Origin of the sequence: Streptomyces sp. NPDC047853 (assembly GCF_043204535.1) — a bacterium.
Taxonomy (GTDB): domain Bacteria; phylum Actinomycetota; class Actinomycetes; order Streptomycetales; family Streptomycetaceae; genus Streptomyces.
On record NZ_JBIDCI010000007.1, the window covers coordinates 96,597 to 112,591 of the forward strand.

15 protein-coding genes and 1 pseudogene are annotated in these 15,995 nt (G+C 73.1%); 6 read left to right on the top strand and 10 right to left on the bottom strand.

The genetic code is table 11. The features are described from left to right. Positions 1–89: 89 nt before the first annotated feature. Positions 90–611, top strand: a complete 522-nt coding sequence (gene soxR, locus ACGF5T_RS15630) for a redox-sensitive transcriptional activator SoxR (protein WP_356606034.1) — start codon at positions 90–92, stop codon at positions 609–611. A gap of 144 nt (positions 612–755) precedes the next feature. Here the strand turns inward: soxR and ACGF5T_RS15635 are convergent, their stop codons facing one another. Together ACGF5T_RS15635 and ACGF5T_RS15640 are read right to left on the bottom strand one after the other, a co-directional pair. Further along, complete coding sequence (locus ACGF5T_RS15635) at positions 756–1,496, bottom strand: 3-keto-5-aminohexanoate cleavage protein (protein WP_361017591.1); 741 nt, start codon at positions 1,494–1,496, stop codon at positions 756–758. Between the two features lie 93 nt (positions 1,497–1,589). Next, complete coding sequence (locus tag ACGF5T_RS15640) at positions 1,590–2,192, bottom strand: hypothetical protein (RefSeq protein WP_356606030.1); 603 nt, start codon at positions 2,190–2,192, stop codon at positions 1,590–1,592. Between the two features lie 222 nt (positions 2,193–2,414). Here ACGF5T_RS15640 and ACGF5T_RS15645 point away from each other — a divergent pair, with 222 nt between their 5' ends. Continuing rightward, positions 2,415–5,234: a penicillin acylase family protein gene (locus ACGF5T_RS15645; protein WP_366768027.1), complete on the top strand. Its 2,820-nt coding sequence runs from the start codon at positions 2,415–2,417 to the stop codon at positions 5,232–5,234. A gap of 16 nt (positions 5,235–5,250) precedes the next feature. Here ACGF5T_RS15645 and ACGF5T_RS15650 read toward each other — a convergent pair whose 3' ends face one another. Then, positions 5,251–6,507 carry a DUF1343 domain-containing protein gene (locus tag ACGF5T_RS15650; protein WP_356606026.1) on the bottom strand — a complete coding sequence of 419 codons (1,257 nt, stop codon included), beginning with the start codon at positions 6,505–6,507 and terminating at the stop codon, positions 5,251–5,253. 172 nt (positions 6,508–6,679) lie between these two features. Between ACGF5T_RS15650 and ACGF5T_RS15655 the strand changes: the two genes are divergently transcribed. From ACGF5T_RS15655 to ACGF5T_RS15665, 3 genes are read left to right on the top strand one after another with little or no spacing between them, the layout of a single operon-like run. Then, the gene (locus ACGF5T_RS15655) at positions 6,680–7,450 is read left to right on the top strand and encodes an SDR family oxidoreductase (protein ID WP_356606024.1); all 771 of its coding nucleotides are present in this window, start codon (positions 6,680–6,682) and stop codon (positions 7,448–7,450) included. After that, a complete protein-coding gene (locus ACGF5T_RS15660) occupies positions 7,447–9,117 on the top strand; it encodes an AMP-binding protein (protein ID WP_366768026.1) in 1,671 nt (556 codons plus the stop codon). The genes ACGF5T_RS15655 and ACGF5T_RS15660 overlap by 4 nt, the downstream gene beginning before the upstream one ends. Before the next feature lie 34 nt (positions 9,118–9,151). Further along, positions 9,152–9,745 carry a TetR/AcrR family transcriptional regulator gene (locus ACGF5T_RS15665; RefSeq protein WP_356606020.1) on the top strand — a complete coding sequence of 198 codons (594 nt, stop codon included), beginning with the start codon at positions 9,152–9,154 and terminating at the stop codon, positions 9,743–9,745. 37 nt (positions 9,746–9,782) lie between these two features. On the opposite strand, the gene ACGF5T_RS15670 is transcribed toward ACGF5T_RS15665, so the two are convergent. The 3 genes from ACGF5T_RS15670 to ACGF5T_RS15680 all read right to left on the bottom strand — a co-directional run bounded on the left by ACGF5T_RS15670 (position 9,783) and on the right by ACGF5T_RS15680 (position 12,498). Then, positions 9,783–10,997: an acyl-CoA dehydrogenase family protein gene (locus ACGF5T_RS15670; RefSeq protein ID WP_356606018.1), complete on the bottom strand. Its 1,215-nt coding sequence runs from the start codon at positions 10,995–10,997 to the stop codon at positions 9,783–9,785. Between the two features lie 6 nt (positions 10,998–11,003). Continuing rightward, positions 11,004–12,026, bottom strand: a complete 1,023-nt coding sequence (locus tag ACGF5T_RS15675; RefSeq protein ID WP_366768025.1) for a phosphotransferase family protein — start codon at positions 12,024–12,026, stop codon at positions 11,004–11,006. A 175-nt stretch (positions 12,027–12,201) separates the two neighbouring features. Beyond that, positions 12,202–12,498 carry a hypothetical protein gene (locus tag ACGF5T_RS15680; RefSeq protein WP_356606014.1) on the bottom strand — a complete coding sequence of 99 codons (297 nt, stop codon included), beginning with the start codon at positions 12,496–12,498 and terminating at the stop codon, positions 12,202–12,204. A gap of 73 nt (positions 12,499–12,571) precedes the next feature. Between ACGF5T_RS15680 and ACGF5T_RS15685 the strand changes: the two genes are divergently transcribed. Beyond that, positions 12,572–13,507, top strand: a complete 936-nt coding sequence (locus ACGF5T_RS15685) for an NADP-dependent oxidoreductase (RefSeq protein ID WP_366768024.1) — start codon at positions 12,572–12,574, stop codon at positions 13,505–13,507. 12 nt (positions 13,508–13,519) lie between these two features. Here the strand turns inward: ACGF5T_RS15685 and ACGF5T_RS15690 are convergent, their stop codons facing one another. The 4 genes and pseudogenes from ACGF5T_RS15690 to ACGF5T_RS15705 all read right to left on the bottom strand — a co-directional run bounded on the left by ACGF5T_RS15690 (position 13,520) and on the right by ACGF5T_RS15705 (position 15,742). Continuing rightward, complete coding sequence (locus ACGF5T_RS15690) at positions 13,520–13,846, bottom strand: DUF202 domain-containing protein (protein ID WP_366768023.1); 327 nt, start codon at positions 13,844–13,846, stop codon at positions 13,520–13,522. A gap of 2 nt (positions 13,847–13,848) precedes the next feature. Beyond that, the gene (locus ACGF5T_RS15695; RefSeq protein WP_366768022.1) at positions 13,849–14,241 is read right to left on the bottom strand and encodes a DUF202 domain-containing protein; all 393 of its coding nucleotides are present in this window, start codon (positions 14,239–14,241) and stop codon (positions 13,849–13,851) included. 70 nt (positions 14,242–14,311) lie between these two features. Further along, positions 14,312–14,821 carry an NUDIX domain-containing protein gene (locus tag ACGF5T_RS15700; RefSeq protein WP_356606006.1) on the bottom strand — a complete coding sequence of 170 codons (510 nt, stop codon included), beginning with the start codon at positions 14,819–14,821 and terminating at the stop codon, positions 14,312–14,314. Between the two features lie 26 nt (positions 14,822–14,847). Further along, positions 14,848–15,742, bottom strand: a pseudogene (locus tag ACGF5T_RS15705) (DMT family transporter). Positions 15,743–15,995: the final 253 nt, after the last annotated feature.

Sequence of the window (15,995 nt, forward strand, 5' to 3'; positions counted from 1 at the left end):
CCACGACTCTAAGCGACTGCTTAGCATGGTCGCCCGCGGAGCCCATGTCAACGGACCGGCCAGGTGGCGGGGTCGGTAGGGTGGGGGGAGTGCCCCAGATTCCCGAGAAGATCCACGAGCTCACGGTCGGCCAGCTCGCCGCGCGCAGCGGCGCCGCCGTCTCCGCCCTGCACTTCTACGAGTCCAAGGGCCTGATCAGCAGTCGCCGCACCTCGGGCAACCAGCGCCGCTTCAGCCGTGACACGCTGCGCCGGGTGGCCTTCGTGCGCGCCGCGCAGCGCGTGGGCATCCCGCTCGCCACGATCCGCGAGGCGCTCGCCGAGCTGCCCGAGGAGCGCACGCCCACCGAGGAGGACTGGGCCCGGCTCTCCGAGTCCTGGCGTTCCGAACTGGACGAGCGCATCAAGCAGCTGAACCGGCTCCGCGATCACCTCACCGACTGCATCGGCTGCGGCTGCCTGTCCCTGGAGACGTGCGTCCTGTCCAACCCCGACGACGCCTTCGGTGAACGCGGCACCGGATCCCGCCTGTTGGTGGAGCGCCGGGACCCCGCCACCCGGCGCGGCGGTACGCGGCGCGGGGCCCGCGCGCAGGCGGAGTGCTGCGACTGAGGTGTCGGGCAGGGCCGCCGCCCGCGCCCGTACCTGGCGGTGCGTCATGGGGTCGGGCGGGGGCACTCGCCCGCCCCCGGGGCCGCACGGCACGGTCGCGCGAGGTGGAGTCCGCCCCGGATCGTCCCCTGCGGAGCCGGGACCTCAAGCCCGTCCGCTGCGCCGTGCCGACGCCCACTCGGCCAGCCCCGCGGCGACCAGCTCGGCGTTGGACGCGGCCCGCCGGCCGTCCGGGAGGCGCAGGGTGTCCTCCAGGCCGACCCGGGTCGCCAGACCGAGGCGGCCCGCCAGGCGCAGGACCGGCCAGGTGCCGGCCTCCTCGCCGTGGAGCAGGACGGGGCGTCCGCGGGCCGCACCGAGGACGGACAGCAGCTCGCGCGCCGTCTCCCGGGCGGTCGCCGGGTCGGTGTCCGTGACCTCGGCCAGTACGCGCAGCACCCGCGGTGCGAGGGGCGAGCGCTGGAACAGGGCAGGACCGTCCGTGCCCGACCAGAGGCCGGCCTCCACGCCCACGCCGCGCTCGATCAGCGCCGCGGCGACCTGCTCGGCGCCGGGCTCGTGCCAGTTGACGGAGGCGTGGTCGGGCAGGACCGTCCAGCTGCGCACCCGCGCCGCGCGGACGGCCGGATCGGGTTCGGCCCAGGCGCCCGTGGTGACGCCGACCGGGACCGGTACGGGCACCCGTGCCCGTACCGCGTCCAGGGTGGCCGCGAGCACCCGGGGCGACAACGAGTCCCGCCCGCACGGCGTCTTGGGGTGGACGTGGACGTCCGTGGCCCCCGCGGCGACCGCCGCGGCCACGGACTCGGCGATCGCCTCCGGGGACAGCGGCACCACCGCCCCGTCGGCGCCCGTCCGGCTGCCGTTCGCGCACACCTGCACCATCTCCCCATGGTGCCCGGCGCCGCCGCCGACACGCGTCGCGCGCGATCCCGCACGGGCCGTGGGGTGCGGCATCCCCTGCGCACCCCCGGTCGGCTAGGCCGACATCAGCAGCCGCCCCCGGCGGGCGTCCGCCAGCGCGTCGGGGGTGAGGACGGGCCGCGGGACGAGTATTCCGCAGTCCGTGCAGACGGGCCCGGTCGAGGGCTCGTGATCCAGGTCGTACTTCCAGACGAGGCGCTCCCCGTCGCACACCGGGCACACGGACCCGGGTGCGCGCTCCAGGGCGGAGATGAGGTTCCGCAGCACCTCGGCCAGCGGTCCGTCGGGGTGGACGCGGGGGTCGTCGCACCAGGCGACCCCGAATCCGCCCCAGGTCAGCCGGTGCCAGTCGTCCACGCTGCCCGGCCTGCGCAGCCCGTCGTGCTTCTCCTTCCTGCGTCGCTCGGCGAACTCGCCCTCGTAGGCCAGCCACACCGAGCGCGCCGCCTCCAGCTCCTCCAGTGCGGCCACGAGCCGCGCCGGTTCGGGAGAGCGGTCCTCGGGGCCGAACCCGGCCCGGGAGCACAGATGGTCCCAGGTCGCCCTGTGCCCGTAGGGGGCGAACCGCTCAAGACACTTGCGCAGTGAATAGCGCCGCAGCGCCAGGTCGCACCGTGGATCGCGGACCTGTCTCGCCAGACTTCGGAAACCGGCCATCGCCCTGCACCTCCGTCACACCTGCACCTGCACTTCGGTCACTTCGGCGTCGTCGTACGGACGTCGCCGAATAGACGTATCGACACGCGATTCGGCTCCATCCGATTTCCGATGCCCCTCATCAGCCGATCCACCCACTCCAAAAAGTGACGCATGTTCATCTTCCAAGTCGGCGATACCGGCGGTAACGTCCCGCCACCACCCCCGTCGGGAGGAGCTGCCATGCCACGGCGCACCCCACGCAACGCCCTCGACAGACTGAGAACTCCCCGCGGCCTCCACGGGTTCCTGAAGGGCGCTTCCCTATGCGCCCTCATCGCCGGTCTTCTGTCACCGCTTTCCCCCGCGATGGCCGCCGGAACGGACCCCGCCTCGGAAAGGACCCCGCAACCGGCGACCGCGGCAGCGGCGAACGACCACTGCGGCGGCCAGTGTTCCGACATCCTGCCGCCCGGTCAGAACGGCAACGCCACCCTCGCCCAGATCCTCCTCAACCAGGCCTTCGGCACCCAGCCGGCCCACGCCGAGGACCAGCTCGGGCCCTACGCCGACCTCGCCACCGGCTACTCCGGCCTCACCAACGACAAGATCAACACGTTCTTCAACGACGCCTCGTTCGGCGTCCCGGCCGGCCAGGTCGCCTCCACCGTCCGCCCCGCCGGACGCGGTGACGTGACCATCGTCCGCGACAAGAGGACCGGGGTGCCGCACATCACCGGCACCACCCGCTACGGCACCGAGTTCGGGGCCGGGTACGCGGCCGCGCAGGACCGGCTGTGGCTGATGGACCTCTTCCGGCACGTGGGACGCGGCCAGTTGACCCCCTTCGCCGGCGGCGCCCCCGCCAACCAGGGCCTGGAGCAGCAGTTCTGGCGCAGCGCCCCGTACACCGAGGCCGACCTCGAGGCGCAGATCCTCAGCGCCGCCGCCAAGGCCGGCGAGCGCGGCGAGCTGGCCCTGGCCGACGTGGACGCCTACGTCGCCGGCATCAACGCCTACATCGACGCCTCCGACAAGGGCCGCTACTTCCCCGGCGAGTACGTCCTGACCGGCCACAAGAACGCGATCACCAACGCGGGCACCATCGAGCGCTTCAAGCGCACCGACCTGATCGCCCTGGCCTCCGTGATCGGCTCCCTCTTCGGCTCGGGCGGCGGCGGCGAGGTCAACAACGCCCTCTCCCTGCTGGCCGCCCAGGAGAAGCACGGCGTCGCCGAGGGCACGAAGGTCTGGGAGTCCTTCCGCCAGCGCAACGACCCCGAGGCGCTCCTCACCCAGCGGGACGGCAGCTTCCCGTACCTGCCCAGACCGGACGCCCCCCAGGGCCGGGCCCTGCCCGACGCCGGCTCGGTGACCCCCGAGCCGCTGGTGCACGACCGCACGGGCAGCGCGGCCGGCCCGGACGCGGCCGGCGCCTCGGCGACGGCGGCGGACACGGCCGTCACCTCGGCCCGGCGCGGCATGTCCAACGCCCTCGTCGTCAGCGGCGAGCACACCGCGAGCGGTCACCCGGTCGCCGTCTTCGGCCCCCAGACCGGCTACTTCGCCCCCCAGCTCCTGATGCTCCAGGAGATCCAGGGCCCCGGCATCAGCGCCCGCGGCGCCTCCTTCGCCGGCCTGAGCATGTACGTGGAACTCGGCCGCGGCCAGGACTACGCGTGGAGCGCGACCACCTCCGGCCAGGACATCATCGACACCTACGCCGTCGAGCTGTGCCAGGACGACCACCACTACCTGTACCGCGGCACCTGCACGCCGATGGAGAAGATCGAGCGCAAGAACGCCTGGAAACCGACCGTCGCCGACTCCACCGCGGCCGGCTCCTACACGATGCGGGTCTGGCGCACGAAGTACGGCCCGGTCGAGTACCGCGCCACCGTCGGCGGCAAGAGGGTCGCCTACACCTCGCTGCGCTCCTCGTTCCTGCACGAGGCCGACTCGATCATCGGCTTCCAGATGCTGAACGATCCGGACTACCTGACCGGCCCCGAGCGCTTCCAGAGCGCCGTCCAGAACATCAACTACACCTTCAACTGGTTCTACGCCGACTCCGAGCGGACCGCGTACTACAACAGCGGCGACAACCCGGTCCGGGCGGCCGGCGTCGACGCCGACTTCCCGGTGTGGGCGCGCCCGTCCCACGAGTGGGCGGACTGGGACCCGGCCGCCAACACCGCCCGCTACACGCCCCCGTCCGCCCACCCCCGGTCGGTCGACCAGGACTACTACGTCTCCTGGAACAACAAGCTGGCGAAGGACTACACCACCGCCCCCTGGGGCAACGGCTCCGTCCACCGCGGCGACCTCCTCGACGAGCGGGTGCGGAAGCTGGTCGCCGAGGGCGGTGTCACCCGGGCCGCGCTGGTGCGGGCGATGGCCGAGGCGGGCCTCGCCGACCTGCGGGCCGAGGCCGTCCTGCCCGACCTGCTCAAGGTGATCGACTCCGCGCCGGTGACCGACCCCGCGGCCAAGGCGGCCGTGGACGGCCTGCGGGCGTGGACCGGGGCGGGCGCCCTGCGCACGGAGACGTCGGCCGGTTCCCGGAAGTACGCCCACGCCGACGCCATCCGCACGCTGGACGCCTGGTGGCCGCTGCTGGTGAAGGCCGCGTTCGAACCCGGCCTCGGCAGCGAGCTGTACACCGCCATCACCCGGAGCATCCCCGTGGACGAGTCCCCGTCCGCCGCCCACGGCCCGACCGGCGCGCACGCCGGCAGCGCCTTCCAGTACGGCTGGTGGAGCTATGTCGACAAGGACGTCCGGGCCGTGCTCGGCGAGCCCGTGAAGGGGCCCCTCGCGCGCGCGTACTGCGGGGGCGGCGACCTCGCCGCCTGCCGGGACACCCTGGTCACCACCCTGAAGGAGGCGGCGGGCCGCACCGCCGCCCAGGTCTACCCCGGCGACGACCACTGCTCGGCGGGCGACCAGTGGTGCGCCGACTCCGTGATCCACCGCACTCTGGGAGGCATCAAGCACGGCGGGATCGGCTGGCAGAACCGGCCGACCTACCAGCAGGTCGTGGAGTTCACGTCCCACCGGTGACCGGCCGGTCCCACGGTCACCTGTAGAGGAGGTACTGGCGGCGCGTCCTTCGGAACGCCGCCAGTTCCCCCTCCCAGCCGCCCACCACCTCGTCGGTGTCCGCACCGGCGTCGATCATGGTCCGGACCTGGGTGGAGCCGGTGAGCTTGTCGATCCAGTTGTCCGGCCGCCAGGCGAAGCCGTCCCAGGTCCGCTTGGCGGTCACCAGCAGGGCGATCCCCGTGCGCACCGGGTCCAGGGCGGCCCGGTCGTGCACGTGGAGCTGCACGCCCCCGACGGTCTTCCCCTGGAACTTGGAGAAGGTGGGCGCGAAGTACGCCTCGCGGAACCGCACCCCGGGCAGCCCCAGCTCGTTCGCGGCGGCGGCCCAGCTCCCGTCGATCCCCTCGGCCCCGAGCAGTTCGAAGGGGCGGGTGGTGCCGCGCCCCTCGGACAGGTTCGTGCCCTCGAACAGGCACGTCCCCGAGTACACCAGCGCGCACTCCGGCGTCGGCATGTTCGGGCTCGGCGGCACCCAGGGCAGCCCGGAGCTGTCGTAGAACTCCGAGCGCCGCCAGCCCGACATGGCCACGGTCTCCAGCGCCACCGGCGAGGCGAGGAACTCGCCGTTGAACAGCCGCGCCAGTTCGGCCACCGTCATGCCGTGCGCCTGGGCGATGGGCTTGCGGCCGACGAAGGTCGCGAACTCCTCGTGCAGGACCGGCCCGAGGGCCGCCCGCCCGGTCACCGGGTTGGGCCGGTCCAGGACCACGAACCGCTTCCCCGCGAGCCGGGCCGCCTCCATGCAGTCGTAGAGCGTCCAGATGTACGTGTAGAAGCGGGCCCCCGCGTCCTGGATGTCGAAGACGACGGTGTCCACGCCGGACGCGGTGAAGACGTCCGCCAGCGGCTGCCCGCTCTTCAGGTACGTGTCGTAGACCGGCAGCCCGGTCGCGGGGTCGTCGTACCGGCCCTCGGAGCCACCCGCCTGCGCGGTGCCCCGGAAGCCGTGCTCGGGGCCGAAGACGGCGGTGAGGTTCACCCGGTCGTCGGCGTGCATGACGTCGACGATGTGGCGTACGTCCCGGGTGATGCCGGTCGGGTTGGTGACGACGCCGACCCGCTCCCCGTCGAGCAGGGCGTAGCCGTCGTCGGCGAGGCGCTCGAAGCCGGTACGGAGCCGGCGGCCGCCGTGCCCCCCGGGCGCCGCCTGCGCCGTGCCGGTCGCGGCGGCTCCGGTGGTGGCCGCCACCGCGGCCGTGGTGGCGAGCAGGGACCGTCTGGACAGCGTCATGCGGTGACCTCCGTGATCGCGGCGGGTGTCATGCGCACGCACGCTAACCCGCGCCGCGTGCCGTGCGGAACGGAGCAGACCGCGGTTCGCCCCTTCCGTCGTACATACCGACTGGTTAGTCTGGCGCTGCAACGGGGAGCCAGCAGTGCCCGAGCCGTGTCGAAGGAGACCGATGGTGGAAGCCGTGCAGGATGCCGGAGTCGTGGTCACCGGGGCGGGGGGCGGCATCGGTGCCGCCCTGGCCCGCCGCTTCGCGGCCGAGGGGGCCAGGGTCGTCGTCAACGACCTGGACGCCGACCGGGCGAAGGCCGTGGCCGACGAGATCGGCGCCGTCGCCGTCCCGGGCGACGCCTCGTCGATCGTCACCGAGGCGCGCGAGGCGCTGGACGGCAGGATCGACGTGTACTGCGCCAACGCGGGCGTCGGCTCCGGCGGCACCGAGGCGGCCGACGAGGCCGTCTGGGCGCTCGCCTGGGACGTCAACGTCATGGCGCACGTGCGGGCGGCGCACGAACTGATCCCGGACTGGCTGGAGCGCGGCAGCGGCCGTTTCGTCTCCACCGTCTCCGCCGCCGGACTGCTCACCATGATCGGTGCCGCCCCCTACAGCGTCACCAAGCACGGCGCCTACGCCTTCGCCGAGTGGCTGTCCCTGACGTACCGCCACCGCGGCGTCAAGGTCCACGCCATCTGCCCGCAGGGCGTGCGCACCGACATGCTCACCGCGAGCGGCAGCGCCGGCGACCTGGTGCTCGCCCCGACCGCCATCGAGCCCGAGGACGTGGCGGACGCCCTCTTCCGGGGCATCGAGGAGGACCGCTTCCTGATCCTTCCGCACCCCGAGGTCGCCGAGTACTACCAGGCCCGCGCCGTCGAGCCGGACCGCTGGCTGCACGGCATGAACCGGCTCCAGCGGCAGTGGGAGGAGGCGGCGGCCCGATGACCGGCTCCCGTTACGCGGCCAAGCCCTGGCTGGATCTGCTGACCGATGTCCAGAAGGCGCCGCTGAGCCCGGAGCCCTCCCTGGTGCACGCCCTGCGCCGGGCCGCGGCCGCCGCCCCCGACCGGGCCTTCCTCGCCTACTTCGACGGCCGCCTCACCTACCGCGAGGTGGAAGAGCTGAGCGACTCCGTCGCCGGGCACCTCGCCGCACGCGGCCTGGAGCGCGGCGACCGGGTCGCGGTCCTGCTGCAGAACTCGCCGCACTTCGTGCTCGCGGTGCTGGGTGCCTGGAAGGCCGGCGCGGTGGTCGTGCCCGTCAACCCCATGTACAAGGCGGGGGAGGTCGGGCACGTCCTGCGGGACGGCGAGGTGGCCGCCCTGGTCTGCTCCGACCGGGCCTGGGAGTCGTACCTGCGCGAGGCGGCCGCCGACTCGCCGGTGCGGATCGTGCTCACCGGCTGCGAGCTGGACTTCCAGAGCCGCCGGGACGAGCGCGTCCTGACCTTCGAGCGGCTGCCGCGGGCCGCCGACGCCGACGACCTCGCGGAGGTGGCCCGCGGCGGCCACCAGGCCCCCGAGGGCCGCGACCCGCGCCCGGCCGACACCGCGCTCATCAGCTACACCTCGGGCACCAGCGGCACGCCCAAGGGCGCCACCAACACGCACCGCAACATCATGTACAACGCCGAGCGCCAGCGCACCGGGCTCGGTCTGCCCGAGGCACCGGTCTACTTCGCGCTGGCGCCGCTGTTCCACATCACCGGCATGGTCTGCGAGTTCGGCGCCTGCCTGAACAGCGCGGGCACGCTCGTCCTCGCCTACCGGTTCGAGGCGGGCGTCGTGCTGGACGCCCTCGCGGAGCACCGGCCGCACTACACGGTCGGCCCGTCCACCGCGTTCATGGCGCTGGCCGCCCACCCGTCCGCGACCCGCGAGCACTTCGCGTCCTTCGCGAACATCTCCTCCGGCGGCGCCCCGCTGCCGCCCGCCCTGGTCGAGAAGTTCCGGGCCGGCTTCGGACCGTACATCCGCAACGGCTACGGGCTGACCGAGTGCACGGCCCCCTGCGCCTCCGTACCGCCCCACCTGGAGGCGCCCGTCGACCCGGTCTCCGGGACCCTCGCCGTCGGCGTGCCCGGCCCCGAGACCGTGGTCCGGATCGTCGACGAGGAGGGCGCCGAGGTGCCCTTCGGCGAGCAGGGCGAGATCGTCGTGAGCGGCCCCCAGGTCGTCCCCGGCTACTGGCGCCGCCCCGACGCCACCGCCGAGACCTTCCCCGGCGGCGAGCTGCGCACCGGCGACATCGGCTTCATGGACGCCCAGGGGTGGCTCTACGTCGTCGACCGCAAGAAGGACATGATCAGCGCCTCCGGCTTCAAGGTCTGGCCGCGCGAGGTCGAGGACGTGCTCTACACCCACCCGGCGGTACGCGAGGCCGCCGTCGTCGGCGTGCCCGACGGGTACCGCGGCGAGACCGTCAAGGCGTACATCAGCCTCCGTCCGGGTGCCGAGGCGGACCCGGAGACACTCGCCGCGTACTGCGAGGAGAAACTGGCCGCGTACAAGTACCCGCGCCAGGTGGAGATCCTGCCCGAGCTGCCGAAGACGGCGAGTGGGAAGATCCTCCGTCGGGAACTGCGTTCCCGAGCGCACCAGGACGGACAGTGAACGGACACTGAAAACGGAAAGGCAGGTGACGGCAGTGCCCAGGACCACGGACGGGGACGGCACTCCGGTGCCGCAGCGGCTCCTGGCCGCCGCCACCCGGCTCTTCGCCGAGCAGGGCTACGACCGCACCTCGGTACAGGAGATCGTGGAGGCGGCCGGCGTCACCAAGGGCGCCCTGTACCACTACTTCGGCTCCAAGGACGACCTGCTGCACGAGGTCTACGCGCGCGTGCTGCGCCTCCAGCAGGAACGCCTGGACGCCTTCGCGGCCTCCGACGAGCCCGTCGAGAAGCGGGTGCGCGACGCGGCGGCCGACGTCGTCGTCACCACCATCGACAACCTCGACGACGCGTCGATCTTCTTCCGCTCCATGCACCAGCTGAGCCCGGAGAAGAACAAGCAGGTGCGCGCGGAGCGCCGGCGCTACCACGAACGCTTCCGCGCGCTCATCGAGGAGGGCCAGCAGACCGGCGTCTTCACCAAGGAGGCACCGGCCTCGCTGGTGGTGGACTACCACTTCGGCTCGGTCCACCACCTGTCCACCTGGTACCGCCCCGACGGTCCGCTGACCCCGCAGGAAGTGGCCGACCACCTGGCCGACCTGCTGCTGCGCGCGCTGCGCCCGTGAGGTGACGCCCCCCGGGTCCCGGGGGGCGCCGTCCCGCTCAGAGGTACTTCTTGATCTCCCGGCGGGCCAGCGAGCGCTGGTGCACCTCGTCCGGGCCGTCGGCGATCATCAGCGTCCGGGCACCGGCGTAGAGCTCGGCCAGCGGGAAGTCCTGGCTCACGCCGCCCGCGCCGTGCAGCTGGATGGCCCGGTCGATGATGTCGACCACCGCGCGCGGCGTGGCGATCTTGATGGCCTGGATCTCGGTGTGCGCGCCCCGGTTGCCGACGGTGTCCATCAGCCACGCCGTCTTCAGCACGAGGAGCCGCAGCTGCTCCACCGTGACCCGCGCGTCCGCGATCCAGTTGTGCACCACGCCCTGCTGGGCCAGCGCCTTGCCGAAGGCGGTACGGTCCACCGCCCGGCGGCACATCAGCTCGATCGCGCGCTCCGCCATGCCGATCAGCCGCATGCAGTGGTGGATGCGGCCCGGGCCGAGGCGTGCCTGGGCGATGGCGAAGCCGCCGCCCTCCTCGCCGATCAGGTTCGCCACCGGCACGCGCGCGTGGTCGAAGGTCACCTCGGCGTGGCCGCCGTGGTAGTGGTCCTCGTAACCGAAGACCTGCATGGCCCGGTCGACGGTGACGCCGGGCGTGTCGCGGGGGACCAGCACCATCGACTGCTGGCGGCGGATGTCCTCGCCGCCCGGGTCGGTCTTGCCCATCACGATGAAGATCCGGCAGTCCGGGTTCATCGCCCCGGAGATGTACCACTTCTTGCCCGTGACGACGTACTCGTCGCCGTCCCGCTCGATGTGCGTGGTGATGTTCGTGGCGTCCGAGGAGGCCACGTCCGGCTCGGTCATCGCGAAGGCCGAGCGGATCTCACCGGCGAGCAGCGGCTGGAGCCACTGCTTCTTCTGCGTCTCGTCGGCGAACTGGGCGAGCACCTCCATGTTGCCGGTGTCCGGCGCCGCGCAGTTCACCGCCGTCGGCGCCAGCTGCGGGCTGCGGCCGGTGATCTCGGCGAGCGGGGCGTACTGGAGGTTGGTGAGGCCCGCGCCGTGCTCGGCGTCGGGCAGGAAGAGGTTCCACAGGCCCTGGCGGCGGGCCTCGGCCTTGAGGTCCTCGACGACCTGCGGGGTGTCCCACGGGGAGGCGAGGCGGGCGCGCTGCTCGTGGGCGACCCGCTCGGCCGGATAGACGTACTCGTCCATGAAGGCGAGCAGCCGGGCGCGGAGTTCCTCGGTGCGTGCGTCGTACGCGAAGTCCATGACGGGTCAGCCCTTCTGAAGGGTGGTCAGGCCGTGTTCGATGAAGACGGGGACGAGATCGCCGATGCGGTCGAAGCCGCGGCCGACCGTCTGGCCCAGCGTGTAGCGGTAGTGGATGCCCTCCAGGATCACGGCGAGCTTGAACCAGGCGAACGCCGTGTACCAGGCCACGGCGGACACGTCGCGCCCCGAGCGCGCGGCGTACCGCTCGATCAGCTCGGACGGGGCGGGGTGGCCGGGGGCCTGGGCGGTGGTGGAGACGGGGGAGTCGGGCATGCCGAGCGGCATGCTGTACATCACCAGCAGGCCGAGGTCGGTGAGCGGGTCGCCGAGGGTGGACATCTCCCAGTCGAGGATCGCCTTGATCTCGTCGTCGCCGCCGATCAGCACGTTGTCGAGGCGGTAGTCGCCGTGCACGACCGCCGGGGCCGGGGAGTCGGGCAGCTCCCGGCCGAGCGTGGCGTGCAGTTCGTCGATGCCGGCCAGGTCGCGGTTGCGGGAGGCGTCCAGCTGCTTGGACCAGCGGCGCAGCTGGCGGTCGAGGAAGCCCTCGGGGCGGCCGAAGTCCGCGAGGCCCACCTCGGCGGGGTCCACCGCGTGCAGTTCGACGAGCGTGTCGACCAGGTTCAGCACGGCGGAGCGGGTGCGCTCGGGACCGAGCGGGGCGAGCTGGTCCGCGGTGCGGTACGGGGTGCCCTCGACGAACTCCATGACGTAGAACGGCGCCCCGAGAACCTCGTCGTCCTCGCAGAGGAGGAGGGTCCGCGGCACCGGCACGTTCGTCGGGTGCAGCGCGCTGATCACGCGGTGCTCGCGCTTCATGTCGTGCGCGGTGGCCAGGACGTGGCCGAGCGGGGGGCGCCGTACGACCCAGCGCGCGCCGCCGTCCGAGACCGCGTAGGTGAGGTTCGACCGTCCGCCCTCGATCAGCCGGCCGGACAGCGGGCCGGTCACCAGACCGGGCCGCTCGCGGTCGAGCAGGCCGCGCAGCCGGTCGAGATCGAGTCCGGGCGGGTGGTCGGGGCTCATCATCGCTCCTACGGGCAGGCGAACAGTACCCGAGTCATGATGCCGACCAGTCGGTATGCCGTCCAGTGGGAGGACGGAACGTGATCGGTGCCACGACGGACCGGCGGCCCCCCGCGCCCTGCTCGCGGGGGACCGCCGGTCCGTGGGTGCCCGGGGGCGGCGTGGTGCCCGTCGGTCAGTGGTCGTCCCAGTGGCCGTCGTGCGCCGCGTGCCGGTGGCCGTCGTGGAGGTAGTCGACGTGGTCGCCGTGGCGCACGCGCGCGTGCCCGCAGTTCTCGTCGTGGCGGTGCTCGTGGCTCCCGTGCGCGGTGTGTCCGGCGGGCTCGCACTCGTCCCAGTGGCCGCTGTGGGCGCGGTGCAGATGCCCGTCGTGCGCGTAGTCGACGTGGTCGCCGTGCGGCACCTCGTCGTGTCCGCAGGCCGGGCCGTGGTCGTGCTCGTGGGCCGTGTGTTCCTGGTGGAGTGTGGTCATGGCGCTCACCTTAAGGGTGCATATGCGGACATCAGGGTTGCGTGGTGCCCGAGTACCCCGGAGGGTCGGAGCCATGAAGGCGATCAGTTACGCACAGTACGGCGGTCCCGAGGCGCTGGAGTACGGGGAGGTCCCCGATCCGCGGGTGGGCCCCGACTCGGTGCTCGTGAAGGTGCGGGCCGCGGCCGTCAATCCCGTCGACTGGAAGTGCCGGGACGGACACCTCGACGCGGTCCTCCAGCCCGTCTTCCCGGTGGTGCCCGGGTGGGACGTCGCGGGGGTCGTGGTGCGGCCCGGGGCGGCCGTCGCGGAGTTCGCGGCCGGGGACGAGGTCATCGGCTACGTCCGCGAGGACTTCCTCTCCCGGGGGACCTTCGCCGAGTACGTGGCGGCGCCCGTGCGCACCCTCGCGCGCAAGCCGCGCAACCTCACCTGGGAGGAGGCGGCGGGGCTGCCGCTGACCGGGCTGACCGCGTACCAGGTGATGAACGGGGCGCTGGGGGTCGGCCGGGGCGACACCGTACTCGTGCACGCCGCGGCGGGCGGGGTGGGCTCGATCGCCGTCCAACTGGGACGGCACGCCGGGGCGCGGGTCATCGGTACGGCGAGCGAACGCAACCACGACTTCGTGCGGGGGCTGGGCGGGGAACCGGTCGCGTACGGGGAGGGGCTGGCGGAGCGGGTGCGGGGGCTGGCGCCCGAGGGCGTGGACGCGGTGTTCGACACGGTCGGCGGCGAGACGCTGAGGACCTCGGCCGAGCTGCTGGCGGCCGGGGGCCGTCTGGCGTCGATCGCCGACGCGGACGTCGTCGACCACGGTGGGCGGTACTGCTTCGTGCGGCCCGACGCGGACGATCTGCTGCGGCTGACCGAGCTGGCGGAGCAGGGGGTGGTGAGCGTGTACGTGTCGGAGACCTTCCCGCTGGAGCGGGCGGCGGACGCCCACCGGCGGAACCAGGAGGGCCGGACGCGGGGGAAGGTCGTGGTCACGGTGGACCGGGAGAGCTGAGGCTCCCGGGAGCTAGAGGACGAGGAAGGCGCCGCACACCGCGAGCGCGACCGTGCACAGGGCCGCCGCCGCGACGGACGGCGGGGTCAGCGCGCCGGGGCGGCTGGTCGCCGCGAGGGTGCGGATGCGGACGTGGGCGAGGCGCAGGAAGGCCGTCCACAGGGCGCAGCACAGGGCGGCGGCGACCACCGAGGCGGGGGTCGTGCCCCCGTGCAGGGCGGCCTTCGCGGCGAGTACGGCGACGACGGTGCCCGACAGGGTCGTGCGGCGCCAGGCGAGCCGGGTGCGTTCGGGCTGGAGGCCGGGGTCGCGGGTGCTCACGCGGTCGCGGGAGCTCACGCTCAGCCTTCCCAGCCGGCGAGGACCACGACGACCATGACCACGGCGACCACGGCGACGACCAGGCTGAGCAGGGCCGGGAAGCGGGAGACCGGGAGGTCCTCGCCGCGGCGCATGGCCCGCTCGCAGCGCACCCAGTGGTTCACGGCGCGCAGCGAGCAGAGCACGCCGGCGACGAGCAGGGCGAGGGCCAGCCCCACCCGCCAGCCCCAGCGCAGATCGGGCAGGAACTGGTCCACGGCGAAACCGCCGCCGATCAGGGCGAGGGCCGTGCGCAGCCAGGCCAGGAAGGTGCGCTCGTTGGCCAGCGAGAAGCGGTAGTCGGGGGTGCCGCCCTCCTGCCGGACCTCCTCGGGGGCGAACCAGAGCCGGACGTTCCGCACGAATTCGATCACTTGGGGAGCCTATCCGGCGGGTCGGGGGGCGGGTGCGGGTGCCGGTGCGGGCGCGGGGCGGGCGGGGGTGTCATGCCCGCCGGGCGCGCAGCCGCTCGTACGCCGCCAGGCCGTCCGGCACCCACTCCCACTCCCGGAGTCGGCGCTCCACCTCCGCCTCCGTCAGGAAGTCGTGCCAGGCGACCTCCTCCGCCTGCGGGGCGACCGGCCCCTCGCAGCGCACCTCGTACACCGCCGACCACCAGCTCCGGCCGGCGCCGTCGTCGTAGAGGAACGTGAAGAGGTGCTCCGGGCGGGGTAGCGCGGTCACCCCCAGTTCCTCCTGGGCCTCCCGCAGTGCCGCGTCGTCGTAGGACTCGCCCGCGCCCACCACACCGCCCACGAACATGTCGTACAGGGACGGGAACACCAGCTTCGTCGGTGTGCGGCGGTGGACGAAGACGCGGCCCCCGGGGTCCCGGGCGTACACGAACACGCAGCGGTGACGCAGTCCCCGCGCGTACACGTCGCCCCGCCGGGCCTGCCCGACGACCTGGTCGTTCTCGTCGACGATGTCGAGGATCTCGTCAGCAGCGCTCATGCCCTCATCCAAGCAGCGCCGCGTGGTCAGCGCCGTTGCAGGTCCCGTGCGCTCCAGCCCTCGCCCGTGCCCTGCGGCATCGCGGGATGCAGGCCCAGCAGGACGATGCCGGTCACGACCGCCGCGAGGCCGCCCGCCTCCCAAGCGAGGGCCCCGGTGTCGGTCCGCAGCCGGTCGCCGAGGAACCCGACCCCGCAGGCGATGCCCGCGAGCGGCTGCGCGGCCGTCAGCGCGGGCAGCGACCTGCGCAGGGGGGGCGGTCTCGAAGGCACTCTGCACCAGGACCAGACCGGTGATGCCGAGCACCACCACCGCGTACGGCTGCCAGCCGGTCAGCGTCTGGGCGAGGCCACCCTCGGTGAAGCGCCGGCCGCTGACCCGGGTCAGCGCGTCCTGCACGCCGTAGACGAGGCCCGCCGCCAGTGCCAGCAGGGTCGGTCCCCAGGTCAGCCGGGAACGGCCGGCGCACACCGTGAGCAGCAGGGCCGCACCCAGCATCACGCCGATGAGCAGCCAGTGCCGCACCGGGTCGGTCACCGCGCTGCCGCCGCGCGGTTCGCCCGCCACGATGAACGCGGTGACCCCGCCGGCGAGCAGCGCGAGGCCGGCCCAGCCCTGGCGGCCCAGCGGCTGGCGGGTCTGGGCGCGGGAGAGGGCCAGGGCGAAGAGCAGGTTCGTCGCCAGGAGGGGCTCGACCAGGGTCAGCTCCCCGCCGCCCAGCGCGAGGGCTCCCAGCACCATCCCGGCCACCATCAGCCCCATGCCGGCCAGCCACCGCGGCACCCGTACGAGGTCGAGCAGGAGACGGGGCGAGAGGAAGTCGCCCAGCGGGGCGCGCTCGGCGGCGTTCTGCTGGAGGACGAAACCGAAGCCGAGGCAGCACGCGGCGCTCACGGCGAGGACCACAACCAGAACCGACACGCTGCGTACCTCGATCGTCGGTCGGGCCACCGGTGCGTAGGCCGACTCTAGTGCGGGCGCACACGGGGTGCCGGGTGGGCGCCGCATCCGAGTGGCAGGGCGGGAGGCCGGTCCACAAGTCCCGTTTTCAATCAGCGAGTTGACGCGTGTAACGGCTCGGTTCCCCTTGACGCCAAGCCTTGGCTGCCGGTTTGCTGTGCGTGATCAGTTCATGGCAGACCGGCTACGACGACCTACCGCGTCGCGTGAGGAA